Below are 24086 nucleotides of genomic sequence, written 5' to 3'. Positions count from 1 at the left end.
GTCTGCGGGCGGCCCGTGTTTGAACGAAGGAATGCAAATGAAGGAAATTCACGCTGTCATCCGCCCGCAGAAACTGCCGCGTTTGCGGGAGGTGCTGCGGGCCGTGCCCGGCTTTCCGGGTATGACCATCACCAAGGCGGTGGGCTGCGGTGCCACGGCGCGTCACGCGCCGCATACCATCAAGGAGGAACTGACCGACTTTACCGACAAGGTGCGGGTCGAGATCATTGCGCCGGACGAACTCGTCGATGCCCTTGTCGATCATATCGTCGAGGTGGCGAGCACCGGTCAGACCGGCGACGGGCTGGTGTGGGTAACCGATATCCAGCGGGCCGTGTTCATCCGCAAAACGGTCGGTTCGGAATAAGCGCCGGCAGCACGCCGGGCGGCGGCTTACAGTTCGATGGCCAGTGACACCCAGGCCATGCTGGAAGCCGGATTGACCGGCGTGCCCTGGTGGGCCGGCAGGCATTGTTCCGAGCGGTCGGTGATCTCCTGGTGGGGCTCTCCGAGGTTGATGCCGTTCAGGGCGATTTCGGCCTTGCGACCGTCGACGCGGAAGCTGCGTGCAATGCGCAGATCAAGGCTGCTGTAAGCCCGCGCGGTGTAGTCGCAGCCGTAAACGTAACCGTAGCCGCCGGCCAGCGGGCCCATGCGCATGACACTGGCGGTGCTCGTCCAGCCCTGCCCGTAGTCCTGCAGCCAGGTCAGGCTGGCCGTGTAGGGGGCGGTTCGTTTGGCGATGGCCGGGTCGTCCACGTGGCGGTCGATCAGGCTGTGATTGAAGATGAATTCGGTACCGGGACGGGGCTTGCTGCGCAACTGGTACTCGATGCCGCGCAATACGACGGGAGATGAGGCGTTGATGAACTGCGAACTCGGCATGTGGAGTTCGCCGACATCGGCCGAAACCGTCTCGCGGACCACGAAATCGGTAATCCGCTCGTTGAAAACCCGTACGTCCAGGGTGGCGTCGATGGCATGGAAACGCCCCAGATAGCCCATCTCAACAGTGTCTACCCGCGGCACGCGCAGGTTCGGGTTGGACTGGTAGGGCCAGGCGAGCAGCACGCCGCGCCTGGCCGGATCGTAGGCACGCACGTCGCCGTAGAGGTCGAACAGGTTGCGTTGCTGCCAGGCCCGCGCGTAGCCGGCGCGGAAGGTGTCGCTGGGGCTGGCCTGCCAATTCACGAAGGCGCGCGGAATGAACTGGACCGCGACATTGCCATTTTTTTCGAGCAGCCCGCCGAGGTTGAGTTGCCAGCTTGGCGTCAGGCGCCAGTCCAGGTTGGAGAAGGCCCGGTACATGTTCATTGCCGGCGGGTTGCCGCCGACAAATAGAAAGGGGGCCTCGGTTTTGTCGCGGCGGCTCTCCAGGCCCCACACCAGCCGTGCCTGCGGATTGAGGGCGAAACGGTGCTGCACCTCGACGTTGGTCCGGTTGCTGGCGCGGCTGCGGTCGAGGGGCACCGCCGGGTAGGGATAGTAGGGGAGCGCTGAGGCCAGCCAGCGGTCAACGCCGGATTCGTGATTCTGATAGAGGCTGAGCAGCCACTCTTCATCCTCGGCAATGGTGCGCCGCCAGGTGAGGTGGATCGTGCTGCCGTCGGTACCGGTGTTGCGTTCGGCGTTGTTGCCGAAGAGGGAGTCGGGGTAGCCCTGGCCGCGCTCAATGTGGTTGTAGCCGGCGCGCAGGGTCAGTTCGTCGCGGGCGTCAAGGCGGTAGTCGCTGCGCAGGCTGAGGGTCTGACTTTGGCGCGAGTCGTACAGGTTGCTGAAACCGTTGTCGCGCGTCTGGGCCGCGGAGAGGCGCACGCCGAGGCCGTCGCTGCCGCCGGTCCAGCTGGCCTGCAGGTCGGCGATGCCATGGTTGCCGACGTTGATCTGGCCCGAGGCGCCGCGGTCCTGGTGGCTGTGGCGGGTGATGATGTTGATGACGCCCAGGAAGGCGTTGGCGCCGAAGGCGTTGGAGTTGGTGCCGCGGACGACCTCGATGCGTTCGATTTCCTGGATGGTGAGCGGCAGGGCCGACCAGTCGACGCCGCCGAACGAGCTTGGCGCATACACCGAGCGTCCGTCGATGAGTACCTGGATTTCGGTCGGGTAGTCGCTGCCGAGGCCGTGATAGGTGACCCACTGTGCGTGCCCGCGCTCCTGGCCGACCTGCATGCCGGGCACCAGGCGTAGCAGGCGGGCTACATCCCGGTAGCCGGTGGCGCGGATCAGTTCGCGGTCGAGGATGGTTACCGCCCCCGGTGCTTCGTTGAGCACCTGGGGCAGGCGGGAAGCGGACAGGACAGTAGGAAGCTCTTCGAAAAAAGGCGATTCGGCGCCGTCAGCCCGAAAAGGGTCGGCACCAAGGGCAGCGTTAATTGGCAGGAGGCCCGCCAGCGCAACAAGCAGAGCCTGCCTGGACAGCAGCAAGAACATCGAGTGACTTTTTGTTATGGTCTGAGACGGGGGGCTCCCAAAGACTGGCACATGCTAACCCCGCTTTTTCTGCCAATTATAACTACCCCGCTTGCACCCTATTACGTAATTTTTTTTCTCTAAACAGTGACTTAATTCGCTAAAGAATGGATGGGCCTGTGATTTTGCATATTTTCACAGGCCCATTTGTCATTGCCCCATGCGCACTGCCACGAAGATCCGGCTATCCCCGCGTTGCACGAGCAGGGCGAAGCGGTTGCCGGCCGCCTCGAGGAGTTTGCGGAACTGCTCGACCGTGCCGATGACCTGGTTGTTGATGCCGAGGATGACGTCACCGGGCTGCAATCCGGCTTTGGCCGAAGGGCCGCTGGCGCTTTCCACGAGCACGCCACCGGGAACGCCGAGGCGGGATGCTTCCTGCGCCGTCAGGGCACGTCCGGTCAGGCCCAGCTTGCTGCTGGCACTCTCGCCGCTCTTGCGCTCGGGACTGGCAGCGAGGGTCTTCTCGCCGGCCTGTTCACCCAGGGTCACGTTGAGCTCGCGGGTCTTGCGTTCGCGCCAGATCGACAGGCGCACCACGCTGCCGGGTTTCTGGTCGCCGATGATGCGTGGCAGGTCGGCGGAGTCGGCCACCTTCTGGCCATTTACGCCGAGAACCACGTCACCCGACTGGAGGCCTGCCTTTTCGGCCGGGGAGCCGCTTTCCACGTTGGCGATCAGGGCGCCGGCCGGCTTGTCGAGGCCGAAGTTCTGGGCGAGCTCCGTATCGAGTCCCTGAATCGTCACACCGAGGCGGCCGCGGGAGACCTTGCCGTACTTCTGCAGCTGGTCCTTGACCTTCATCGCCACGTCGATGGGAATCGCGAAGGAGATGCCCATGAAGCCGCCGGAGCGGGAGTAAATCTGCGAGTTGATGCCAATTACTTCACCGGCCAGGTTGAACAGCGGGCCGCCGGAGTTGCCCGGGTTGATGGCCACGTCGGTCTGGATGAAGGGCACGTAGGTTTCGTCCGGCAGGCGGCGCGCCTTGGCGCTGATGATGCCGGCGGTCACCGTGTTGTCGAAGCCGAAGGGCGAGCCCATGGCGACAACCCATTCGCCGACCTTGCTGTGTTCGGCGTCACCGGTCTTCACCGCCGGCAGGCCGGTGGCATCGATCTTCAGCAGGGCCACGTCGGTGCGCTTGTCCACGCCGACGACCCGGGCCTTGAATTCGCGCTTGTCGGTGAGCCGGACGGTGACCTCGGTGGCGCCGTCCACCACGTGGGCGTTGGTCAGCACGAAGCCGTCGGAACTGACGATGAAACCCGAGCCGACGCCTTGCTGGATCTGCTCGGGTGCGCGTCCGCCACCCCCGTTGCCGTTGCCCGGCATGCCGGGAATGGGCACGCCGTAGCGGCGCAGGAAATCGTAGAACGGATCGCCGGCAAAAGGATCCTCGCCTGCCGTGGCACCGCCACGGGGGCGTTTCTGGGTGACGCTGATATTTACCACCGCCGGGCCGACCTGTTCCACCAGGCCCGAAAAGTCAGGCAGGCCGTAGCGGTTGGTCGTGACCGGTGCGGCTGCCGGCGCCACGGCGGGCGCGATGCTGGCGTTGCCGGCATGGGAGGGGGAGATGGCTCCGCCGTCCTGCAGGCAGCCGGAAACGGCGAGGACGATGGCGGAGAAGGCGAGGGTCGATTTCAACACGGCAGGTTTCATGCGTTACTCCTGTTTTTCACCAGACTATCGACGCCGTCCCTGGCGTCATGTTCCTTGCTTGAACAAACGCTTACAAAGATGGGGATGCTTTTGCCGCTTGCAAGGTGCTGCCAAGTCGTCTCGGGCGAAGGGAAAATGCCCCTTTCCTCGCCAGCGTTGTATAGTTAATCACTATCGTTGCTGAGGGTGTTCCCGATGACGCTGACCGATCTTCGCTACCTTGTTGCGCTGGCCCGTGAACGGCATTTCGGGCATGCCGCCGAACGCTGCAACGTGAGCCAGCCAACCCTCTCCGTGGCCATCAAGAAGCTCGAGGACGAGCTGGCGGTGACGCTCTTCGAGCGCAGCGCAGCCGACGTGAAAATCACCGACATCGGCGCGCGCATCGTGGCCCAGGCCGAAAAGGTGCTGCTCGAAGCCGGCCAGATCAAGGAGCTTGCCACCGCCGGCCGCGACCCCCTGTCCGGCCCCCTCAAGCTGGGCGTGATCTACACCATCGGGCCTTACCTGTTGCCGCACCTGATTCCGCGGGTTCATGCGGCAGCACCGTCGATGCCCTTGCTGATTCAGGAAAACTACACGGTCCGGCTGGCCGAATCCCTCAAGCGTGGCGATCTGGACGTGATCGTCGTGGCGCTGCCCTTCGAGGAGCCGGGTATCGTCACTCAGGCCGTCTATGACGAGCCTTTCCGGGTGCTGATGCCTGCCGGGCATGCCTGGGAGCAGGAAGCGTCCATCTCTGCCAAGCGCCTCGCCGAAGCGCCGCTGCTGCTGCTGGGCGCCGGCAACTGCTTCCGTGACCAGGTGCTCGAAGTCTGTCCCCTGTGCCGTAGCGGTGAAGGCCTGCAACGCACCCTCGAAGGCAGCTCCCTCGAAACCATTCGCCACATGGTGGCCACCGGCGCCGGCATTACCGTGCTGCCGAGCAGCGCGGCCGACCCGCTGCCCGACGGCAATCCCCTGCTCACCGTGCGCCCCTTCGAGGCGCCGGAACCCTTCCGCCGCATCGCCCTGGCGTGGCGCGTTACCTACCCGCGCAGTGGCGCCATCGACGTGATCCGTTCGGCGATCCTCGGCAGTCCGCTGCCGGGCGTGCGTCCGGTTACGCGCTGAGCGTTCTGCCCGTCGCCTGCGCCGCCCCGGCCTCGGTCACGATCCAGTCCATCGGCTGGTCGTGGGGCTGGGGATAGACCGTTTCGGTGCGGGCCAGCTCGAAGGCCACGCCGACGCACACGGGTAGCGGGTCCAGCGCCGCCAGCGTGCGGTCGAAATAGCCGCCACCGTAGCCAAGCCGATAACCCGCCGCATCGAAGACATTCAGGGGTACCAGGATCAGGTCCGGCTCGAGGCGCTCGCCATCGGCCGGGATCGGGATGTCGTGGTGGTCCGTGTCCATGGCTGCATCGGGCGTCCAGCGCAGGAACGCCATCGGCTGGCCAGGATTGCGCACCACCGGCAGAGCCGCCCGGCGCGTTGCATCGGCGGCCAGCCAGCGATTCATCCACGGCACCAGATCCACCTCGTTGCGCCACGGCCAGCAGAAGGCCAGGCGCGTTGGCGCGAGGCGGGCGAGGAGGGCGTCCAGGTGCGCTTCGATGCGCGCGGTGAGCGCCTGGCGCTCGGCGGCGGGGAGCTGTTCACGGGCTGCGATGCGAGCGTTGCGGAGATTTTTTCGCAGCGCAGCAATTTCGCCGCCGGAATCGGCTGCGGGACGGGGGAGGGGGGAATTCACTGTGCTATTCTCCGGCGGCATTTTGGCGGAACGTAAAGCAATGAAGAATAGCGTGTTGGCCGTGCTGGCGGCAGTGTTGTGGATGGCCTTGCCGGCAGGCGGCGATCCCGGTGACGAACGCATCCTGCTGTCCAAGGACGCGGCGCGCAGCGGCGATCGCCACCGCCTCGCCCAGAACGCCCCGCCGACCGGCCATGTGCTCGACATCTATCCCGAATACTGGGCGCTGTCCAACCTTGTCGCCCGCAACGGCGATGCCGACTTTTCCCGCATCCGTGAGTTCTTGCAGCGCAACAGCGGCAGCTGGCTGGCCGAGAAATTGCGTGGTGAATGGCTGCGTAGCCTGGGCAAGCGGGCCGACTGGAGCACCCTGGCGGCCGAATATCCGAACATGGAGCAGCCCGAGCAGGACCTGCGCTGTTACCACTACCAGGCCCGCCTGAGCAACGGCGATCCGGCGCTGCTGGAAGAGATCCGGCCCTTGTGGTTCTCCCTGGTGGATACGCCGGAAAGCTGTATTCCGGTGCTGCGTGCCCTGGTGCAGGAAGCCCGCGTCAGCCCCGATGAAATCTGGTCGCGTGTGCGCCGCCTGATGGAAGCCAAGCGCGTCACCGGCGCCCGTGCCGTGGCTGCCTGGCTGCCCGCCGAGCAGCTGATCGGCCCGTCCGACCTGGACAAGGCCAGCACCAACCCGTCCACCTACCTCGACCGCCTGCCCGCCAACTTTGCCGCCAGCCGGCAGGGCCGCGAGCTGGTGCTGATCGCCATCGCCCGCCTGGCCCGGGACGACCCGCAGGGCGCCTATATCCGCTATCTGGGCCTGAACGATCGGCTGTCAGCGGCCGACCGCAGCTACGCCCTCGGCCAGATCGCCTGGCAGGCCGCAACCAAGCTGATGCCCGACGCCAACGCCTGGTTCAAGGCCGCCGGCGATACGCCCATGTCCGAAGAACAGGCCGCCTGGCGCGTCCGTGCGGCCCTGCGCGCCGGCGACTGGCGTGCCGTCCGGACCGCCGTCGAAGCGATGCCGCCGGCCCAGCGCGAGCTGCCCGACTGGACTTACTGGCTCGGCCGCGCCCAGCTGGCGCTCGGCAACCGGGAGGCGTCGCGCAAGGAGTTCGAGCGCATTGCCGGCCATCCGACCTTCTACAGCATTCTTGCCGACGAGGAACTCGGCCGCACCTTCACGCTGCCCAGGAAGGCCCGTGCCACCAGCAGCGACGAAGCCGAGATCATCCGCCAGACCCCCGGCGTGCAGCGGGCCCTGGCCCTGTTTCGCCTCGACATGCGCACCGAAGGCACCCGCGAATGGAACTGGACCCTGCGCAACCGCGATGACCGTTTCCTGCTCGCCGCCGCCCAGTTCGCCCAGCAACTCGGCATTTACGACCGGGCCATCAACGCCGCCGACAAGACCCGCGACGAGCACGACTACAGCCTGCGCTACCTGGCTCCGTACCGCGACCGGATCGAGCCCAACGCCAAGAACCGTGCCCTCGACACCGGCTGGGTGTATGGTCTGATGCGCCAGGAAAGCCGCTTCGTCACTGCCGCCCGTTCCGGGGTGGGCGCCCAGGGCCTCATGCAGGTCATGCCCGCCACCGGCCAGTGGGTCGCCGGCAAGCTCGGCATGAAGGGCTATAACGCCGGCTGGCTGCAGGATCCGGACACCAATGTGATGCTCGGCACCACTTACATGCGGATGGTCCTCGAAGGCCTCGACAACCACCCGGTGCTGGCCTCCGCCGCCTATAACGCCGGCCCCGGCCGGGCCAAGCGCTGGAAGGACAGCAAGCCCCTCGAGGGCGCGGTGTACGCCGAAAGCATTCCCTTCAACGAAACCCGCGACTACGTGAAGAAGGTGATGGCCAATACGATCATCTACACTGCCCTTCTCGAAGGCCGCGCGCCGTCCCTGAAGGCCCGCCTGGGCACCATTGCGGCAAGCGACGGCAGCACGGCGGGTCTTGGCAGTCCGGCGCCGGGGGCCGGTCTCGAAGAGTAATCAGGTTGCCGGGGAATTGTCTGCCGGCAGCAGCGTCTGTAAGACATCCCTCTACCGGTAAATCACCATGTCCATCCGCAAGGTTCTCATCATTGGCGGCAGCGGTTTTGTCGGCACCGCCGTTGCCGCTCGTTTGGCCCGTGACGGTATTGCCCTGCTGATTCCGACCCGCCGCCGGGATCGCGTCCGCCACCTGCTGTCCCTGCCGACTGTCGAACTTGTCGAAGCCGATGTTTTCGAGCCGGCCACGCTCGAGCGCTTGATGACAGGCGTGGATGCGGTGGTCAGCCTGGTAGGTGTGCTGCATTCCCGTTCCGGCACGCCCTACGGCGCCGATTTTGCCCGTGCTCATGTGGATTTGCCGACCCGTATTGTTGCGGCCGCGCGCAAGGCCGGTGTGACGAGGATCGTGCACATCAGCGCGCTGGGGGCCGATGCCAGCGGACCGTCCGAATACCAGCGCTCCAAGGCTGCCGGCGAGGCGGCGATCCGGGCGGCGTCGCCCGATGTGGGCTGGACCATCTTGCGTCCGTCGGTGATCTTCGGTGCCGGCGACAGCTTCCTGAATCTCTTCGCCGGCCTCCTCAAAACCTTCCCGCTGCTGCCCCTTGGCGGTGCCGGTGCGCGCTTCCAGCCGGTGTATGTGGAGGACGTGGCCAATATCGTGGCCGAAGCCCTGACCCGCCCCGATGCGCTTGGCCAGACCTACGATGTGGCCGGCCCGCGCCAGTACACATTGAAGGAACTGGTCAAGTATGTGGGCGAAGTAACGGGGCATCCGCGTCCGGTCATCCCGCTGCCGGAAGGCTTGGCGATGTTGCAGGCCAGGGTTCTCGAGTGTCTGCCCGGCCCGCTGATGAGCCGCGACAACGTGCGTTCGATGCGCGCCGACAATGTCGCCAGCGGCCCGGCGCAGCCCTGGGGCCGGCAGCCGACTTCCCTTGAAACCATTGCCCCGGCTTATCTCGGCAGCGCCAACAAGCGCGGCCGCTTCGATTCCTACCAACTACGTCGTCCATGAAAATCTATTGCGTCGGTGGTGCCATTCGCGACGAACTCCTCGGTCTGCCGGTCAAGGACCGGGACTGGGTCGTCGTCGGCGCCACCCCGGAAGCGCTCCTTGCCGAGGGCTACAAGCCGGTCGGCAAGGATTTTCCGGTCTTCCTGCACCCGAAAACCCATGAGGAGTACGCGCTGGCGCGTACCGAACGCAAGACGGCCCCCGGCTATGCCGGCTTCGTCTTTCACACCGATACGTCGGTGACACTGGAAGAAGACCTGATCCGCCGCGATTTGACCATCAACGCCATTGCCCGCGGCGAGGATGGCGCGTTGATCGACCCCTGCGGCGGCCGGCAGGATCTGGCCCTGCGGGTGTTTCGCCACGTCAGTCCGGCCTTCGCCGAAGATCCGGTGCGCATCCTGCGCCTGGCGCGCTTTGCCGCACGTTTCGCCGATTTTTCGGTGGCGCCGGAAACCCTTGAGCTGATGCGCGGCATGGTTGCCAACGGCGAGGTGGACGCCTTGGTGCCCGAGCGCGTGTGGCAGGAAATTGCCCGTGGCCTGATGGAAGCCCGACCGTCGCGGATGATCGAGGTGCTGCGCGATTGCGGCGCGCTGGCGCGCCTTCTGCCGGAGCTGGACTGCCTGTTCGGTGTGCCCCAGCCGCCGCAATATCACCCGGAAGTGGATACCGGTGTGCATCAACTGCTGGTCATCGACCAGGCGGCGGCCACCAAGCAGCCGCTGCCAGTGCGCTTCGCCTGTCTGCTGCATGACCTGGGCAAGGGCGTCACGCCGGCCCACGTGCTGCCCCATCACTACGGCCACGAGGCGGCCAGCGAAGGGCTCGCCCGCCAGGTCGGCGAGCGTCTCAAGAGCCCGGCAGATTGCCGCGATCTGGCCGTGATGGTGGCCCGCGAGCACGGCATCGTGCATCAGGGCCTGGTGCTGCGTCCGGAAACCGTCGTCAAGCTCATCGAGCGCTGCGACGGCCTGCGTCGGCCGGAACGCTTTGGCGCCCTGCTCGACGCCTGTGCCTGCGATTTCCATGGCCGCACCGGTTACGAGACGCGTCCCTACCCCCAGCGGGAGCGCCTGCTCGCCGCGCTGGCGGCGGTGCGTGGTGTGGATGCGGGGGCCATCGCCCGGGCGCTGGAGGACAAATCGCGCATTCCGGCCGAGGTCCATGCGGCCCGGGTGGCGGCCGTCAAGGTGCTGGCGCGCCCGGCGGCCGATGGCGACACCATTCTTGACACTTCTTGTAGCAATACCCGTCAGTAATCCCACGTCTGGCCTGTGGGCTTGCGGCATACAATGCCGCCCAGTCATGTGTCCGACCCGAGAATTTTCCGCGCTTTTCCCCCTTGTCCGGCGCCTCGCCCTGGTGGCGAGCCTCATTGGCGCCGTGTCGTCTGCCGACGCCAACCAGCCGGTTCCGGCCTTCGCCGAGGTCAAGGCCGGGGCGACGCCGTCGGTGGCCGTTTTGCTCGCCCGCGATGGCACGCCGCTGGCCGAAAAACGCCTCGACAACCGGGTGCGGCGGCTGGAGTGGGTCGGCCTGCATACTCTGTCGCCGGCTCTCAAGGAAGCCTTGCTGACCGCCGAGGACAAGCGCTTCTTCGAGCATTCCGGCGTGGATTGGCGGGCTTTCGCCGGCTCCCTGTGGCACAACCTGTGGTACGACCGCAAACGCGGTGCGTCCACCCTTTCGATGCAACTGGCGGGTTTGCTCGATCCTGAGCTGGCCCTCGGCCGGAATGGCATGCCACGCCGCTCCTTCGGCCAGAAATGGGATCAGGCCCTGGCCGCCCAGGCCCTCGAAGCGCGCTGGACCAAGGAGCAGATCCTCGAGGCCTACCTCAACCTGGCGCCCTTCCGCGGTGATCTGCAGGGCGTCCATGCGGCCTCCCGTGCGCTCTTCGGCAAGACCCCGGCAGAACTCGGACGACCCGAGGCGATTCTCCTCTCGGTGCTGCTGCGCGGCCCCAACGCCAAGCCGGATGTGGTGGCGCACCGGGCTTGCGTGCTGGCCGAGCGCATCAACGCGCCCGGGGCTTGTGCGCCGGCCCAGCGCCTGGCCCTCAACAATCTCGATCGCCAGCAGACCGGCCCGCGCTGGGAGCTGGCGCCGCATGCGGCCCGCTTCCTGCTCCAGCAGGCCGGCGAGCGGGTGGTCACGACCCTGGATGCGGACGCCCAGCGCATCGTCACCACCGCCCTGCGCCGGCTTGGGACCGGTGAGGCGGCGGCGGTGGTCATCGATAATGCCAGCGGCGATGTGCTGGCTTACGCGGGAGCGCCCGATGCGGCCCTGCCGGATCAGGCCGTCATGTTGCGCAGTGTTGGCAACCTGTTGCAGCCGCTCGCCTACGGGCTGGCGCTGGAGCGGCGTCTGCTGACGGCTGCCAGTCTGCTCGAAGAGCCGTTGGCCAACCATGCGCCAACTTTGCCCGATGAGCGCATGTGGGTGAGTACCCGGCATGCCCTGGCCGAAAGCCTGAGTGATCCGGCCGTTACGGTCGGACGTTTGCTGGGCGACGGGTTTGCCGAGCGCCTGCGTGTGGCCGAGGTGGAGACGCCCCGGGGCGGCCTGCCGGATCTCGGTTTGCCGCAACTGGCCGGGCTGTATCGCAGCCTGGCAGTGGGCGGTAACTGGCAGGCGCCACGCTTTCTGCCCGGGCCGGAGCGGGTTGCCCGTCGTCTGCTCAAACCGGAGGCGGCTTTCATCGTCGGCGATATCCTGGCCGAGCAGGAGGTGGATGGAAATCTCCAGTTCTTCGTCTTCCGCCAGTATGTTCCGGACGGACGGGAGTCTCTCAGCGCCGGCTTCTCGGACCGTTTCACGCTGGCCCTGTGGACCGCCGGTGGGCGTGGCATGTCGGCCTCGGCTGGCTTGGCCTGGCACGAAATTCTGCGCAGCCTGCAGCGCAGCCAGGTGGCTGTTCGTCCGGCTCCGCCGCCGGGCGTGGTGTCGAGTCTGGTGGTGTTCGAGCCGCCGGTGGAGGGCGCCCGCCGGGAGTGGTTCATCCGCGGCACGGAAACCGAGCGGGTGGCCGTGCCGCGTACCCTGCCGCGTATCGCCCAGCCCGCCAACGGAGCACTGGTGGATGCGATGGCGCTTGCCGACGACGCGGCCTTTCGCGTCTATTTCGATTCCGCCCACGCGCCCGCTGGTGCCTGGTGGCGTCTCAACGGTGAAAAGATCGGCAACGGGAGCGGCAGTCGGGTGACCTGGCGGCCGGTAGCCGGGCGCCATGTGCTGGAACTGATGTCGGCCGAGGGGCAGATCCTCGACAGCGTGATCTTTGCGGTGCGCGCGCCGCTCGAATAAGCCTCAGAACCAGCGCACCAGCAGCCACACGGCCAGCGACATGAGCAGGGTGCTGGTGAACGGTATGTGGATGTGGCGCCCCCAGATGTCGAAATGCAGGTCGCCGGGCAGGTGCCCGATACGCCAGCGCTTCAGCGACAGGTTCGACCCGAACCCGGAAATCACCGCCAGCACCACGATGGCCAGCAACCACTTGAGCATCAGCCTTTACCTGCAGGTATTGAAAGGACGGATTTAAACCCGGATCCGGCCCGACCGGCGCGTTTTTCGCTTTCTTCCTGGGGTGGGGTGCTGTAAGTTCTGCGATTACAACAAAACAAATCCATCGCACAGCCCATGCCCCTGATTCCCGCCTGTCCGCGTTGGTTCCTCCCGGGAGCCTGCGCATGAACCGAGCCCGTTTCGGCGATCTGGAAGTCCTGTGCCGCACGCCCTCGGGGCCGGCCCACGAAACCCCGCTGCTGTTCATCCATGGTGCCTATACCGGCGCCTGGTGTTGGGACGAATTTTTCCTCAACCATTTTGCGGAACAGGGGTACGCCGCGTATGCCGTTTCCCTGTCCGGTCACGGCAAGAGCCGTGGGCGGGTCTATCTGGATACCTTTTCGATCGCCGATTACGTCAATGACGTGGCCGAGGTGGTTGCCAGGCTGCCGGTTCCTCCGGTGCTGATCGGCCATTCCATGGGCGGCATGGTGATCCAGAAATACCTCGAAGAGCACACCGCGCCGGGTGTGGTGCTGATGTCCTCGGTGCCGCCGCAGGGCCTGCTTGGTTCCGCTTTTGGCCTGGCCTTTGCCAAGCCGCACCTGCTTGGCGACCTGAACAGCATCATGGGCGGCGGCCAGCCGCAGATGGACACCCTGCGCGATGCGATGTTCTACGAGACCATCGAGCCTGCGCGCCTGCAGCGTTACTACCACCTGTGCCAGCCCGAGTCCCACCGGGCAATCTGGGACATGTCGCTGTTTGCGCTGCCTTCTCTGTCGCGCATGACCTTGCCGCCGATGCTGGTGCTGGGTGCCGAGCACGACGTGCTGATTCCGCCGGACCAAGTGAAAATGACTGCCCGGACTTACGGTGTCCCGGCCAAGATTCTGCCCGGCCTTGGTCACGGCATGATGATGGAGTCGGACTGGCGCATCGCTGCGGAGCCGGTCATCGACTGGCTGAAAAGTCAGGACTTGTGAGCAAGGGGAATAAACCGCGCCGCGTGTGAAGTCCGTCATTGCGGCCTGCCTGGCGGTGGACCATTCTTGAATCATGCAAGCAGCGCCACGGAGCGCCTGAAATGCGGGCTCCCTGGCTGGCTTCCCTTCAACCTTTGGCGGCTGCAGCCGTTAGAAACATCAGCGGGCTGATTTTACTTTCCCCGCAACGGAGGCCGAAATGGTGATCAGCATGGAAATGGAAAGCGGAGCACGGATCTACGACGATCCGCAAAGCGATGCCGGTCAGACGTATGGCGACGAGGTGCTGAACGCCAATCTGCTGCCGCAGGAGCTTGCCCTTGGTTTGCAGGAGATTCCTGTCACCAGCCAGGAGCAGCACTTCATTCCGACCGATGTCGATGCATTCCTGAGCGCGGTGTATCGTTTTCAGGAGTAATTCCTCAGGATGGAAAAGGGCCTGCCGGTTTGCGCCGGCAGGCCCTTTTTATTTGGCCGGCCGGGGCCCCGCTTACAGCGTGTGCAGCCGGTCGCCCCGCAGGAAACCGATCAGCGGCTGCTCGATACCCTTGCCCATCGCGATGACCTTGAACAGTTCGCCCATTTCGTGCGGCCCGGTGAGGCGCTGGACGGCCTTGGCGGCGCGAATGTAGTCGACACTGTCTTCCGGCGCACGCCGCGCCAGGCAGGCCAGCACACCGCAGTTGTAGAGCAGGTTGGCCTGGTCGGTGTAGCCGAGCACGTCCAGCCCCGCCTCGAAGCCGGCTTCGGCGGCTGCGGTGAAATCCACAAACGCGGTGATGTCGTTGAGCCCCGGCCACAGGAAGGGATCGGCGTGGGCGTGGTGGCGGAAGTAGCACATCAGCGTGCCGGTGCTGCGGCTGCCCAGGTAGTACTCGGCCCGCGGGTAGCCGTAGTCCACCAGCAGCATGGCACCGTGTGTCAGACCCGCCGCCAGCTCGCCGATCCAGGCCCGGCCGGCGAGGTTCAGCTCGCTCACGTATTCGCCTTCTTCGGGCAGCGGAATGTCGAGGGCGGCGGCGGCTTCGGCGACCTTGCCGGCAACCGGCCGGTCGGCCCACACGAAGCCGCCTTCCGCATCCACCGCCACGCCACGCTCGAAGATTCCGTCCGGCCGCCAGGCGATCAGGTGCACCGGCATCACGTCGAGTACCTCGTTGGCGACGATGGCGCCGGAGAACTGTTTGGGCAGGTCGTCCAGCCAGCTGACCCGCGAGGCCAGGTGGGGGGCCTTGGCGGCGAGGGTGTCGAACTGGCGTTCACGCAGCTCACCGGATACTTCGAGGATGGCATAGCTCTCGGGCAGGGCGCCGCGATGTTCCAGTTCGAGCAGTAAATCGGCGGCCAGCAGGCCGGTGCCGGCGCCGGCCTCGATGATGTACGGGGCGGACAATTCCATGATCTGCTGGACCTGCGTGGCGAGGGCCTGGCCGAACAGGGGCGTCAGTTCGGGGGCGGTGATGAAGTCGCCGCCGGGCCCGAACTTGCGGGCGCCGCCACTGTAGTAACCGAGGCCCGGCGCGTAGAGCGCTTCTGCCATATAAGTAGCGAAGGAAATCCAGCCTCCCTGCGCGTCAATCAGGCTGCGCAGGCGGGTGACGAGGCGCCCGCTCTGTTCGAGGGCGTCGGGGGAGGGCTGGGGGAGGTTCATGGCCGTCACGGAAAGGGAAAAGTGTGCATTTTACCCGTCCGCTGCAGTGCACCGGCGAGGCTTCAGGCACCGTATGATTACGCTCTCCGTTTCAGATCACCCAGGCATTCATGAATCAAGAATCGATGGCCCCGGTTGTCCTTGTCACCGGTGCTGCCCGGCGCGTCGGTGCCGAAATCGCGCGCCAGCTACAGGCCGCCGGTGCGCGGGTTGCGCTGCATTTCCGCAGCTCCCGCAGCGACGCGGAAGCGCTGGCCGCCGACCTCAACGGGATGCGCCCGGGATCGGCGGCGATCTTCCAGGCCGACCTGCTCGATAGTGCCAGCCTGCCCGGCCTGGTGAGCGCCGTGGTGGAACGATTCGGGCGGCTGGATGGTCTTGTAAATAATGCGTCGAGTTTTTTTCCGACGGCCCTCGGGCAAATCGACGATGCCGCATGGCTGGATCTCATGGGGTCCAATCTGAAAGCGCCGCTGTTTCTTTCCCAGGCCGCGGCGCCGCACCTGAAGCTTGGCGGCGGGGCGATCATCAACATCGTGGACATCCATGCGGAGCGGCCGCTGAAGGGTTACCCCCTGTATTGTGCTGCCAAGGCCGGCCTGCTCGGTTTGACCCGGGCGCTGGCGCTGGAGCTGGCACCGGAAGTGCGGGTGAACGGAGTGGCGCCCGGCGCGATCGAATGGCCGGATGACGGCCAGTTTCCTGCGGCTGAGCGCCAGGCCATCGTCGCCCATACCCTGCTCGGGCGTATCGGCGCGCCATCGGACATCGCCCGCACGGTGCGCTTCCTGCTGTTCGATGCACCTTACATCACCGGTCAGATCATTCCGGTCGATGGCGGGCGCAGCGCCCACTTATAACGTATTTAACATTTGTGCCGGTCTTGCAGATATTCGACCGGACTATAATCACCGGACATTGAAACGACATGGAACACGTAGTGGCCTCTCCCGCCCGGTCTGCGACCGACCTCCCCGAAAAGGAGTCCCGTTTTTCGAATACCTTCCTGCGGCTCAAGAAGCATCTTGAGCGGAAGGTGGGCGAAGCCATTGGCGATTACGGGATGATTGCCGATGGTGATGTCGTCATGGTCTGCATCTCCGGCGGCAAGGATTCCTTCACGCTGCTGTCGATCCTGCTGGCCCTGCGGGAGCGCGCACCGGTCGACTTCCGCATCGTGGCGATGAACCTCGACCAGAAGCAGCCCGGTTTCCCCGACGAGATCCTGCCGGCCTACTTCGAGTCCATCGGCGTCGAATACAAGATCGTTACCGAGAATACCTACGCGATCGTCAAGGACAAAATACCGGAGGGGAAGACAACTTGTTCCCTGTGTTCTCGCCTGCGCCGGGGCATCATTTACCGCACCGCGAAGGAGCTCGGCGCGACCAAGATCGCTCTTGGCCACCATCGCGATGACATGATCGAGACCCTTTTCCTGAACATGTTCTTCGGCGGCAAGATCAAGTCGATGCCCCCCAAGCTGGTCAGCGATGACGGTGAGAACGTGGTGATCCGGCCACTGGCCTACTGCGCCGAGAAGGACATCGAGCGCTTTGCGCGTGGTATGGAATACCCGATCATCCCGTGCAACCTGTGTGGTAGCCAGGAAAACGCCCAGCGCAAGCACATCAAGACCATGCTGAGAGATTGGGATACCCGCTTTCCCGGGCGCATCGTGTCCATCGCCACCGCGCTCAAAAATGTTGTGCCGTCGCATCTGGCAGACAGCAGCCTGTTTGATTTTCGAAATGTGTCGTCCGGTACTAAAGTGGATCAGGGCGACATTGTTTTCGATACCCCCGAGCTTCCGGTCGAACAGCCGGATGCATCGGCCATTCCGATCGGGATATGGAGAAGCTAGTATTGAGTCTTCCTCCCGCCCCATCGCCGCCGAGATACCCCGGAGCAAGTCGCCGCCACCCCGGATGAGTCGTCAAGTTTTGTCGGAGTCCGTGAGAATGAATGAGCGTGTCCAAACCCGCTGCCTTTTGTACGCTGATGTTGCTGGCGGGATGCGGCTTGCCGACAAGCTGGGTGAAGCGGAAGCCGGGTATGCCGTTGAGCGTTGCCTGAACCGCATGTCACGGTGTGCCGAGGCTTATTCGGCCAGCGAGTTGATGGTTCGCCCGGACGTGCTGGTGGCACGTTTTCCCGACGCCGATTCAGCCCTGCTGGCGGCGCGCGAGATGCGCGAGCGGGTCCGTGCGTTGCCGCCCATGAGCGGCATCAAGCTGGTCCTGCGGGCGGGGGTGGTCCTTGAATCGGAGGCCGAGGAAGCCGACGAGGACGTCGAGAAGCTCGCCGCCAGGCTCGTCGATAGCCACAATCCCGACACCATCGGGGTTTCCGAGAACCTCAGCGAGGTGCTGTCACCTTCCATGCGCCGGCTGCTCGGGCGCCTCGCCGAGTCCACCGGCAATGTGCCGTTTCCGGTGCTGGAACTGGGCGAAGCACCCCCGCCTACCCCCGCTGAATTGCGCCAGGAGGCCATTCAGGCCCAGCGCCAGATGCGGGTAAGTTTTCGCGGTCAGGGCTGGACGATCGACAGTGCCCACCCGACCCTGCTGTTCGGGCGGGAGACCGGCAACGACATCGCCGTCGCCGACCCCCGGGTGTCGCGGCAGCATGCCCGCATCGAACTGCGCAACGGACTCTTTTATCTGACCGATTCCAGTACCAATGGCACCTTTCTTCTTGAAGAAGGCAGCCCGGAGCACTGCATCAAGCGGGAGGAGTTCATCCTCGCTGAAAAGGGGCACATCGGCTGCGGCTTCTCGGTGGCCGACAACATGTCGGACGCGGTGGCCTTCGCCCTCGATTGAGCGGGGGCGGGCATGCATGAAAAAGGGCCGCATCTGCGGCCCTTTCATCTGCTGAGGCTGACGCGGGTCAGCCCTTCAGGCAACTGCTCATGAACTGCTTGCGCTCATCGCCCTTCAGCGCCTTTTCACCGGCTTCCTTGTTACAGGACTTCATCTTCTCCTGCTGGGTGCTCTTGGGTGCCGGTTTGGCAGACAGGCATTCCTTCATGAAGGCCTTGCGCTCATCGCCCTTCTTGTCGGTGGCAGACGCATTGCATTCCTTCATCTTGTTCTGTTGGCTGCCGGCGGCGAACGCCGCGGGTGCCAGGCTGGCGGCAAACAGGGAAACGGCAACGCTCAGGATCATTTTTTTCATCTGGCCACTCCTCGTATGGGCGGGTTTCGGGACTGCAACTGCATCATAAACGGAGCCGCCGGCAATCCGTTGACGGGGGCCGGGATAATCGCCCGCCAGCGCACACAATTTTGCAGCTTTGTGTTTCGGCTGGCTTAAAAGCCGCCGTCCTCCATGGCCTGACGCTGGCGGTCGACGAATTCCTGGGTCGAGTCGATGCCGCGCAGCAGCAGGATGGTGGAGCGCACCGCTGCTTCGAGCAGTACCGCCAGGTTGCGACCGGCCGCCACAGGGAGCACGACTCGCCGGATCGGTACACTGAGAACCTGCTGCTGCTCCCCGTCGAGAGTCAGGCGCAGAGGGTCTTCCTGGCCCGGCTGGCGTCGCTGCAGATGTACGATGAGCTTGAGCTTCATCTTTCGCCGGCAGGCGGTCTCGCCGAAGATGGTGCGAATGTTGAGGATGCCCAGGCCGCGCACCTCGATGACGTCCTGTAGCAGCGCCGGGCAGCGTCCTTCGAGAACGGTCGGGGCGATGCGTGAAAACTCGACGATGTCGTCGGCGACCAGACCGTGTCCGCGGGAGATCAGTTCCAGCGCCAGTTCCGACTTGCCGGCACCGGAATCGCCGGTGATGAACACGCCGACACCCAGCACGTCCATCAGCACACCGTGCAGGGCCACCCGTTCGGCCAGTTTGCGCGACAGGTAGTTGCGCAGCAGGTCGATGACGTTGGCGGAAGGCAGGGGGCTCGCAAACAGTGCCACATCATGGTTGGCACACAGCGTGCGGATCATGCTCGGGATGTCTTCGTCGTCAGCCACGATGAGGGCTGGCGGCGCGTAGGAGAGGATCTCCCGGACGTGATGGATGACCTTTTCGCGGGTCTGCCGACGGGCCCAGGCCAGCTCCGAGGAGCCGAGGATCTGCAGCCGGTCGGGGTGAATCAGGTTCAGGTGACCCACCATGTCGGCCGGCCAGATGCGGTCTTCGGAAACGGCAATGCGGGTGTCGAGGCTGCCACAGATGTGGCGCAGCCTCAGGCGTTCCAGATTGTCGTCAAAGAGTCGCGTTACCGTTGTCTGACGCATCGCTGCCCCAGTGGGCGAAGAGGGCATGGGCCGCCAGTGCATCGGGGGCGCTCATGAGCTGTTCGCGGAAGGAACGGTCGCTGAACATCTGGGCGAGTTCGGAAAGAAGCTGGAGGTGGTGCTCATTGGCCTGCTCGGGCACCAGCAGTACGAAGAGCAGAGACACAGGACGGCCGTCGGGAGCGTCGAAGGGAACCGGCTCGGAGAGGCGAATGAAGGCGCCCAGCGCGTCCTTGAGGCCCTTGATGCGGCCGTGGGGGATGGCGATACCCTGGCCAAGGCCGGTCGAGCCGAGCTTTTCGCGGGCAAACAGACTGTCGAAGACGACGCTGCGACCAATGCCGTGGTTGTTCTCGAACAGCAGACCCGCTTGCTCGAAAGCGCGCTTCTTGCTGCTCGCCTCGAGGCCGACGACCACATTGGCTGGCGGCAATAATTTGGCGATGAGATTCATGGGTGGACTCTCCTGCGCTCGGAGTGGACCGACACAGGTTTCCGGTGAAGGTGATTCTGGAAGATCCGGGGACAGATGCCGCCGGGGCCGTTGTGTCAATTGGGGCGCATTATAGCCACAACGGTCCCGGGGAAAACGGGATTACTTAGTGCCGACGATCAGGATTCGGCAACGTGGTGCTTGACCGAGTCGTGGCCGTGATCGGAGATCTTGTCCTTGTACTTCAGAACTTGACGGTCCAGCTTGTCGATCAGGGCGTCGATAGCCGCATACATGTCGGTATCTTCGTTCTCAACGAAGATATCCTTGCCGCGGACATGAACGGTCACTTCGGCCTTTTGACGCAGCTTTTCAACCGAGAGGATCACGGCTACGCTGGTGACGTTGTCGAAGTGGCGGATTACGCGATCGAGCTTGGTCGTGACGTATTCGCGGATGGCCGGCGTAACTTCGACGTGATGCCCCGTGATGTTGAGGTTCATGGTTGTTACCTTTCTGTCAGATGGATTTACGCAGACTGACCGGCGGGATATCGAGGGACTCGCGGTACTTTGCAATCGTCCGGCGAGCGACCACGATGCCCTGCTGGCCCAACAACTCGGCAATCTTCGCGTCGGACAAGGGTTTTTTCTTGTCTTCTGCGGCTACTAGCTGGCGAATCAGCGCCCGAATCGCCGTCGAGGAAGCCGCACCACCGGTGTCGGTGGCGACGTGACTGCCGAAAAAATATTTAAACTCGAAAATGCCTCGCGGCGTGGCCATGTACTTTTGGGTGGTCACCCGCGAGACTGTGGATTCGTGTAGATCCAGCTGCTCGGCGATCTCCCGCAGGGTAAGCGGGCGCATTGCCACCTCGCCATAATCGAAGAACTGGCGCTGGCGGTCAACGATGGCTTGCGAAACGCGCTGGATGGTATCGAAGCGCTGCTGCACATTCTTGATCAGCCAGCGGGCTTCCTGCAGGTGGCTGGACAGGGAGCCGCTGGCACCGCGGTTGTCGCGGAGGATCTGGGCGTAAAGCTGGTTGATACGCAGGCGCGGCATGGCATCCGGGTTCAGATTCACGACCCAGTTGCTGCGGATCTTGCGTACCACCACATCGGGTACGACGTAGCGGGTGTCGGCCTGCGAGAACTGGGCACCCGGCCGGGGATTCAGGCCGAGGATCAGGCCGTGGGCCTCGCGCAGGGCGTCGTCGTTGCAGTGCAGGGCCCGCTTGAGCTTGAGAAAATCGCGGGCGGCCAGCAGTTCGAGATGCGAGGAAACGATGGCGATGGCCAGGTCGCGTTCGTCACTGGGCGGCTGGGCGCGCAACTGCAGGGCCAGGCACTGGCTGACGTCCTGGGCGCCGATGCCGGCCGGGTCGAGGCTCTGGATCTGGCGCAAGGCGATGGTGAGATCGTCCAGCTCGAATTCCAGCTCGGGCGGCAGCAGGGGCAGCAGGTCTTCAAGATCCTGGCTCAGGTAGCCATCGTCATCGAGGGCTTCGACCAGAAAGCGCACCAGCGCCCGGTCCCGGTCGGAAAGGGGGGTCAGCGAGATCTGGGCGTCCAGGTGGTCGCGCAGGGACGGGACGGCCGCCTGGAACTCCTGGAAGTCGGAATCATCGTCATCGTCACGCTGGTTGCCACCGCTGCCGGCGGCCATCCATTCGCCCGCCTCGCCGCTGTTGTCGAAATCCCGGTCGGGCTCACGTTCTCGGTCGGACTCGCGGGATTGCTCCTGATCCCGCTCATGGGCCGCCTCACTGCCTGCCGGCGCCATCGGGCTGGGGGCTTCGACGCGTGAGGAGCCGAGATCACCTTCGGGTTCCTCGCGCTCGAGCATCGGGTTTTCCAGAAGGATCTTCTCGATCTCCTGGTTGAGCTCGAGGGTCGATAACTGCAGCAGCTTGATGGACTGCTGCAGTTGCGGCGTCAGCGCGAGATGCTGGGAGAGTTTGAGCTGGAGGCTGGGCTTCATGAGTCGTGTGAGACCTTAGAGCCGGAAATGCTCGCCGAGGTAGACCTGACGGACCTGTTCGTTGTGGACGATTTCCTCGGGCCGGCCGCTGGCCAGCACTTCGCCGGCGTTGATGATGAAGGCGCGGTCGCAGATGCCGAGGGTTTCGCGGACGTTGTGATCGGTGATGAGGACGCCGATACCCTTGTCTTTCAGGAAGCGGATGATCTTCTGGATGTCGATGACGGCGATCGGATCGACGCCGGCGAAAGGTTCGTCGAGGAGGATCAGCCGCGGATCGGTGGCCAGGGCGCGGGCGATCTCGCAGCGGCGGCGTTCGCCACCCGACAGGGAAATCGCGGTGCTGTCGCGCAGGTGCTCGATGCCGAGTTCGTTGAGCAGTTCTTCGAGGCGTTCGCCGATCTGGGCGCGGGAAAGCTTTTGCAGTTCCAGCACCGCCTGGATGTTCTCGGCCACCGTGAGGCGGCGGAATACGCTCATTTCCTGGGGCAGGTAAGACAGGCCCATGCGCGCGCGCTGGTGGATCGGCCGGTGGGTGAGCACCTGGTCGTCCAGCGTGATCTCGCCGCCGTCGGCAGCCACCAGGCCGACGATCATGTAGAAGCAGGTAGTTTTGCCGGCGCCATTGGGGCCGAGAAGGCCGACGACTTCGCCGCTGCCGACGTCAAAAGAGACGTCGTGAACGACGGTGCGGGCCTTGTACTTCTTGCGCAGGTTGCTGACTTTAAGCAGGCTCATCGCCGGGTTGTTCTTTCAGGACTCTACGAATGATATCGGTTGAAAAGCCGCGGCCTTGAAGGAATCTCGCCTGTTTTGCCCATTCTCGCGCGTCTGCGGGTGTCGTGGCGAACTTTCGGCGGTACACGTCCCTGGCGCGTGCCAGTTCGCTGTCGCCGCAGCTTTCCTCGATGGCCTCGCCGATCAGTGCCGCACTGACGCCGCGTTGCGCCAGTTCGCTGCGCAAACGGGTGGCGCCAAAGCGGCGGGCCTTGGTGCGCACGAAAGCCTCGGCAAAGCGGGCATCGGAAAGCAAACCGAGCTCGACCAGTCGGTCCAGCTCGGCGTTGACCTCGTCTTCGGTGCCGAGTGGCCCCAGCTTGCGGGCCAGTTCGGTGCGGGAGTGTTCCCGCATGGCGAGGCAGCGCAGGGCCCGGTCGTGCATGTTCATGGCCATTCCGGGTGTCCTGCTTCTGCCTGCCGGGGGCTTCAGGCCGCGCTGGCGGCCACCACCGGCGCCAGAACAACGGCCATTTCGGGCAGTCCGGTGGCGACGCGGATCTTGTTTTCAATCTCGCGGGCGATGTGCGGATTGGCCTTCAGGTATTCCCGCGAGTTGTCCTTGCCCTGGCCGATCTTCTCGCCGTTGTAGGCGTACCAGGCACCGGACTTGTCCACGAATTTGTGCACCACGCCGAGGTCGATGATCTCGCCCTCGCGGGAAGTGCCTTCGCCGTACAGGATGTCGAAAATGGCTTCGCGGAACGGCGGGGCGACCTTGTTCTTGACGACCTTGACCTTGGTTTCGGAGCCGATCACTTCGTCGTTCTTCTTGATCGTGCCGATGCGGCGGATGTCGAGGCGCACGGAGGCGTAGAACTTCAGCGCGTTGCCGCCGGTGGTGGTTTCCGGGCTGCCGAACATCACGCCGATCTTCATGCGGATCTGGTTGATGAAGATGACCAGCGTGTTGGTGCGCTTGATGTTGGCGGTGAGCTTGCGCAAGGCCTGCGACATCAGGCGGGCCTGCAGGCCGGGGAGCTGATCGCCCATCTCGCCTTCGATTTCGGCCTTCGGGGTGAGGGCTGCCACCGAGTCGATGACGACTATATCCACACCGCCGGAACGGACCAGCATGTCGGCGATTTCGAGGGCCTGTTCGCCGGTATCGGGCTGCGAAATGAGCAGTTCGCCGACGTTCACGCCGAGCTTCTGGGCGTAGGTCACGTCAAGGGCGTGTTCTGCGTCGATGAAGGCCGCGGTGCCACCGAGCTTCTGCATTTCGGCGATGACCTGGAGGGTCAGCGTGGTCTTGCCGGAGGATTCCGGTCCGTAGACTTCAACGACCCGGCCGCGCGGCAGGCCGCCGATGCCGAGGGCAATGTCGAGGCCCAGGGAGCCGGTGGAGACGGCCTGGATGTCGCTTTCGACCTCGCCGTCGCCGAGGCGCATGATCGAGCCCTTGCCGAACTGCTTTTCGATCTGCGAAAGCGCAGCGGCGAGGGCCTTGGCTTTGTTGTCATCCATTTGTCTTGATCCTTTAAAACAGGGTTTTTGGAATTATGGCACAGAGTTTGCGTGCGGGTGGACGCGCGTGCTGATAGCCTTTTTCCGATGGGGCTGAGCGGCGCGATAGCTGTTATTTTATACAGCTTCTG

The 24086-nt window shown here is 64.6% G+C and carries 24 protein-coding genes; 11 read left to right on the top strand and 13 right to left on the bottom strand.

The genetic code is table 11. From position 1 onward, the window contains the following. Nucleotides 1-37: 37 nt before the first annotated feature. Nucleotides 38-367, top strand: a complete 330-nt coding sequence (locus ETQ85_RS05375; RefSeq protein ID WP_148578031.1) for a P-II family nitrogen regulator — start codon at nt 38-40, stop codon at nt 365-367. Between the two features lie 26 nt (nt 368-393). On the opposite strand, the gene ETQ85_RS05370 is transcribed toward ETQ85_RS05375, so the two are convergent. Both ETQ85_RS05370 and ETQ85_RS05365 read right to left on the bottom strand, forming a co-directional pair. Next, a complete protein-coding gene (locus ETQ85_RS05370; protein WP_148578030.1) occupies nt 394-2430 on the bottom strand; it encodes a TonB-dependent receptor plug domain-containing protein in 2037 nt (678 codons plus the stop codon). Between the two features lie 189 nt (nt 2431-2619). Continuing rightward, nucleotides 2620-4134 carry a DegQ family serine endoprotease gene (locus ETQ85_RS05365; protein ID WP_187394587.1) on the bottom strand — a complete coding sequence of 505 codons (1515 nt, stop codon included), beginning with the start codon at nt 4132-4134 and terminating at the stop codon, nt 2620-2622. 195 nt (nt 4135-4329) lie between these two features. Here ETQ85_RS05365 and ETQ85_RS05360 point away from each other — a divergent pair, with 195 nt between their 5' ends. Then, nucleotides 4330-5247, top strand: coding sequence for a hydrogen peroxide-inducible genes activator (locus tag ETQ85_RS05360; RefSeq protein ID WP_148578029.1), 918 nt, complete (start codon nt 4330-4332; stop codon nt 5245-5247). On the opposite strand, the gene ETQ85_RS05355 is transcribed toward ETQ85_RS05360, so the two are convergent. Further along, nucleotides 5237-5866 (bottom strand): 5-formyltetrahydrofolate cyclo-ligase, encoded by a 630-nt coding sequence (locus tag ETQ85_RS05355; protein ID WP_246128621.1) that lies wholly within the window; start codon nt 5864-5866, stop codon nt 5237-5239. The two genes, ETQ85_RS05360 and ETQ85_RS05355, sit on opposite strands and share 11 nt — an antisense overlap. A 40-nt stretch (nt 5867-5906) precedes the next feature. Here ETQ85_RS05355 and ETQ85_RS05350 point away from each other — a divergent pair, with 40 nt between their 5' ends. The 4 genes from ETQ85_RS05350 to ETQ85_RS05335 all read left to right on the top strand — a co-directional run bounded on the left by ETQ85_RS05350 (nt 5907) and on the right by ETQ85_RS05335 (nt 12204). Then, a complete protein-coding gene (locus ETQ85_RS05350; RefSeq protein ID WP_148578027.1) occupies nt 5907-7871 on the top strand; it encodes a lytic transglycosylase domain-containing protein in 1965 nt (654 codons plus the stop codon). A 67-nt stretch (nt 7872-7938) separates the two neighbouring features. Then, on the top strand, nt 7939-8892 hold the full coding sequence (locus ETQ85_RS05345; RefSeq protein ID WP_148578026.1) for a complex I NDUFA9 subunit family protein: 954 nt from the start codon (nt 7939-7941) through the stop codon (nt 8890-8892). Further along, entirely contained in the window at nt 8889-10154 is a 1266-nt protein-coding gene (locus ETQ85_RS05340) for a multifunctional CCA addition/repair protein (protein WP_148578025.1), read from the top strand. Before ETQ85_RS05345 ends, ETQ85_RS05340 begins: the two co-directional genes overlap by 4 nt. Nucleotides 10155-10257: 103 nt before the next feature. Beyond that, nucleotides 10258-12204, top strand: coding sequence for a transglycosylase domain-containing protein (locus ETQ85_RS05335; RefSeq protein WP_187394586.1), 1947 nt, complete (start codon nt 10258-10260; stop codon nt 12202-12204). Nucleotides 12205-12207: 3 nt separating this feature from the next. Here ETQ85_RS05335 and ETQ85_RS05330 read toward each other — a convergent pair whose 3' ends face one another. Next, nucleotides 12208-12405, bottom strand: coding sequence for a DUF2905 domain-containing protein (locus tag ETQ85_RS05330; RefSeq protein ID WP_148578023.1), 198 nt, complete (start codon nt 12403-12405; stop codon nt 12208-12210). A 185-nt stretch (nt 12406-12590) separates the two neighbouring features. Here ETQ85_RS05330 and ETQ85_RS05325 point away from each other — a divergent pair, with 185 nt between their 5' ends. Then, nucleotides 12591-13394 (top strand): alpha/beta hydrolase, encoded by an 804-nt coding sequence (locus ETQ85_RS05325; RefSeq protein WP_148578022.1) that lies wholly within the window; start codon nt 12591-12593, stop codon nt 13392-13394. 199 nt (nt 13395-13593) lie between these two features. Then, complete coding sequence (locus ETQ85_RS05320; RefSeq protein ID WP_148578021.1) at nt 13594-13812, top strand: hypothetical protein; 219 nt, start codon at nt 13594-13596, stop codon at nt 13810-13812. A 72-nt stretch (nt 13813-13884) separates the two neighbouring features. Here the strand turns inward: ETQ85_RS05320 and ETQ85_RS05315 are convergent, their stop codons facing one another. Beyond that, nucleotides 13885-15045, bottom strand: coding sequence for a class I SAM-dependent methyltransferase (locus ETQ85_RS05315; RefSeq protein WP_148578020.1), 1161 nt, complete (start codon nt 15043-15045; stop codon nt 13885-13887). Nucleotides 15046-15155: 110 nt separating this feature from the next. Between ETQ85_RS05315 and ETQ85_RS05310 the strand changes: the two genes are divergently transcribed. The 3 genes from ETQ85_RS05310 to ETQ85_RS05300 all read left to right on the top strand — a co-directional run bounded on the left by ETQ85_RS05310 (nt 15156) and on the right by ETQ85_RS05300 (nt 17870). Then, nucleotides 15156-15905, top strand: coding sequence for a pteridine reductase (locus ETQ85_RS05310; protein ID WP_148578019.1), 750 nt, complete (start codon nt 15156-15158; stop codon nt 15903-15905). Nucleotides 15906-15973: 68 nt separating this feature from the next. Continuing rightward, the gene (gene ttcA, locus ETQ85_RS05305) at nt 15974-16909 is read left to right on the top strand and encodes a tRNA 2-thiocytidine(32) synthetase TtcA (protein ID WP_148578018.1); all 936 of its coding nucleotides are present in this window, start codon (nt 15974-15976) and stop codon (nt 16907-16909) included. 97 nt (nt 16910-17006) lie between these two features. Next, nucleotides 17007-17870, top strand: coding sequence for an FHA domain-containing protein (locus tag ETQ85_RS05300; RefSeq protein ID WP_187394585.1), 864 nt, complete (start codon nt 17007-17009; stop codon nt 17868-17870). Between the two features lie 67 nt (nt 17871-17937). On the opposite strand, the gene ETQ85_RS05295 is transcribed toward ETQ85_RS05300, so the two are convergent. The 8 genes from ETQ85_RS05295 to recA all read right to left on the bottom strand — a co-directional run bounded on the left by ETQ85_RS05295 (nt 17938) and on the right by recA (nt 23955). Next, on the bottom strand, nt 17938-18225 hold the full coding sequence (locus ETQ85_RS05295) for a PsiF family protein (protein ID WP_148578016.1): 288 nt from the start codon (nt 18223-18225) through the stop codon (nt 17938-17940). A gap of 134 nt (nt 18226-18359) precedes the next feature. Beyond that, the gene (hprK, locus tag ETQ85_RS05290; protein ID WP_148578015.1) at nt 18360-19295 is read right to left on the bottom strand and encodes an HPr(Ser) kinase/phosphatase; all 936 of its coding nucleotides are present in this window, start codon (nt 19293-19295) and stop codon (nt 18360-18362) included. Continuing rightward, a complete protein-coding gene (gene ptsN / locus ETQ85_RS05285) occupies nt 19264-19749 on the bottom strand; it encodes a PTS IIA-like nitrogen regulatory protein PtsN (protein WP_148578014.1) in 486 nt (161 codons plus the stop codon). Before ptsN ends, hprK begins: the two co-directional genes overlap by 32 nt. Before the next feature lie 158 nt (nt 19750-19907). Continuing rightward, complete coding sequence (gene hpf, locus ETQ85_RS05280) at nt 19908-20231, bottom strand: ribosome hibernation-promoting factor, HPF/YfiA family (protein ID WP_148578013.1); 324 nt, start codon at nt 20229-20231, stop codon at nt 19908-19910. A gap of 16 nt (nt 20232-20247) precedes the next feature. Beyond that, nucleotides 20248-21711: an RNA polymerase factor sigma-54 gene (locus ETQ85_RS05275; RefSeq protein WP_148578012.1), complete on the bottom strand. Its 1464-nt coding sequence runs from the start codon at nt 21709-21711 to the stop codon at nt 20248-20250. 15 nt (nt 21712-21726) lie between these two features. Then, nucleotides 21727-22449, bottom strand: coding sequence for an LPS export ABC transporter ATP-binding protein (gene lptB / locus ETQ85_RS05270; RefSeq protein WP_148578011.1), 723 nt, complete (start codon nt 22447-22449; stop codon nt 21727-21729). Further along, the gene (gene recX, locus ETQ85_RS05265) at nt 22436-22885 is read right to left on the bottom strand and encodes a recombination regulator RecX (protein ID WP_148578010.1); all 450 of its coding nucleotides are present in this window, start codon (nt 22883-22885) and stop codon (nt 22436-22438) included. The genes lptB and recX overlap by 14 nt, the downstream gene beginning before the upstream one ends. 32 nt (nt 22886-22917) lie before the next feature. Beyond that, nucleotides 22918-23955 (bottom strand): recombinase RecA, encoded by a 1038-nt coding sequence (gene recA / locus ETQ85_RS05260; protein ID WP_148578009.1) that lies wholly within the window; start codon nt 23953-23955, stop codon nt 22918-22920. Between the last annotated feature and the right edge of the window lie 131 nt (nt 23956-24086).

Source organism: Zoogloea oleivorans (assembly GCF_008107625.1).
Classification (GTDB): Bacteria; Pseudomonadota; Gammaproteobacteria; order Burkholderiales; family Rhodocyclaceae; genus Zoogloea; species Zoogloea oleivorans.
Note: the sequence above shows the minus strand (reverse complement) of the source record. Positions and strands in the feature narration are given on the sequence as shown.

Coding starts and splice junctions, on each gene's coding strand:
- hpf (WP_148578013.1), bottom strand. CDS start 20,231: ATGAACCTCAACATCACGGGGCATCACGTCGAAGTTACGCCGGCCATC.
- ETQ85_RS05320 (WP_148578021.1), top strand. CDS start 13,594: ATGGTGATCAGCATGGAAATGGAAAGCGGAGCACGGATCTACGACGAT.
- ETQ85_RS05310 (WP_148578019.1), top strand. CDS start 15,156: ATGAATCAAGAATCGATGGCCCCGGTTGTCCTTGTCACCGGTGCTGCC.
- ETQ85_RS05295 (WP_148578016.1), bottom strand. CDS start 18,225: ATGAAAAAAATGATCCTGAGCGTTGCCGTTTCCCTGTTTGCCGCCAGC.
- ETQ85_RS05345 (WP_148578026.1), top strand. CDS start 7,939: ATGTCCATCCGCAAGGTTCTCATCATTGGCGGCAGCGGTTTTGTCGGC.
- ETQ85_RS05370 (WP_148578030.1), bottom strand. CDS start 2,430: ATGTTCTTGCTGCTGTCCAGGCAGGCTCTGCTTGTTGCGCTGGCGGGC.
- ETQ85_RS05300 (WP_187394585.1), top strand. CDS start 17,007: ATGAATGAGCGTGTCCAAACCCGCTGCCTTTTGTACGCTGATGTTGCT.
- ttcA (WP_148578018.1), top strand. CDS start 15,974: ATGGAACACGTAGTGGCCTCTCCCGCCCGGTCTGCGACCGACCTCCCC.
- ETQ85_RS05315 (WP_148578020.1), bottom strand. CDS start 15,045: ATGAACCTCCCCCAGCCCTCCCCCGACGCCCTCGAACAGAGCGGGCGC.
- ETQ85_RS05360 (WP_148578029.1), top strand. CDS start 4,330: ATGACGCTGACCGATCTTCGCTACCTTGTTGCGCTGGCCCGTGAACGG.
- hprK (WP_148578015.1), bottom strand. CDS start 19,295: ATGCGTCAGACAACGGTAACGCGACTCTTTGACGACAATCTGGAACGC.
- ETQ85_RS05365 (WP_187394587.1), bottom strand. CDS start 4,134: ATGAAACCTGCCGTGTTGAAATCGACCCTCGCCTTCTCCGCCATCGTC.
- recX (WP_148578010.1), bottom strand. CDS start 22,885: ATGGCCATGAACATGCACGACCGGGCCCTGCGCTGCCTCGCCATGCGG.
- ptsN (WP_148578014.1), bottom strand. CDS start 19,749: ATGAATCTCATCGCCAAATTATTGCCGCCAGCCAATGTGGTCGTCGGC.
- ETQ85_RS05275 (WP_148578012.1), bottom strand. CDS start 21,711: ATGAAGCCCAGCCTCCAGCTCAAACTCTCCCAGCATCTCGCGCTGACG.
- lptB (WP_148578011.1), bottom strand. CDS start 22,449: ATGAGCCTGCTTAAAGTCAGCAACCTGCGCAAGAAGTACAAGGCCCGC.
- ETQ85_RS05350 (WP_148578027.1), top strand. CDS start 5,907: ATGAAGAATAGCGTGTTGGCCGTGCTGGCGGCAGTGTTGTGGATGGCC.
- ETQ85_RS05330 (WP_148578023.1), bottom strand. CDS start 12,405: ATGCTCAAGTGGTTGCTGGCCATCGTGGTGCTGGCGGTGATTTCCGGG.
- ETQ85_RS05325 (WP_148578022.1), top strand. CDS start 12,591: ATGAACCGAGCCCGTTTCGGCGATCTGGAAGTCCTGTGCCGCACGCCC.
- ETQ85_RS05375 (WP_148578031.1), top strand. CDS start 38: ATGAAGGAAATTCACGCTGTCATCCGCCCGCAGAAACTGCCGCGTTTG.
- ETQ85_RS05340 (WP_148578025.1), top strand. CDS start 8,889: ATGAAAATCTATTGCGTCGGTGGTGCCATTCGCGACGAACTCCTCGGT.
- recA (WP_148578009.1), bottom strand. CDS start 23,955: ATGGATGACAACAAAGCCAAGGCCCTCGCCGCTGCGCTTTCGCAGATC.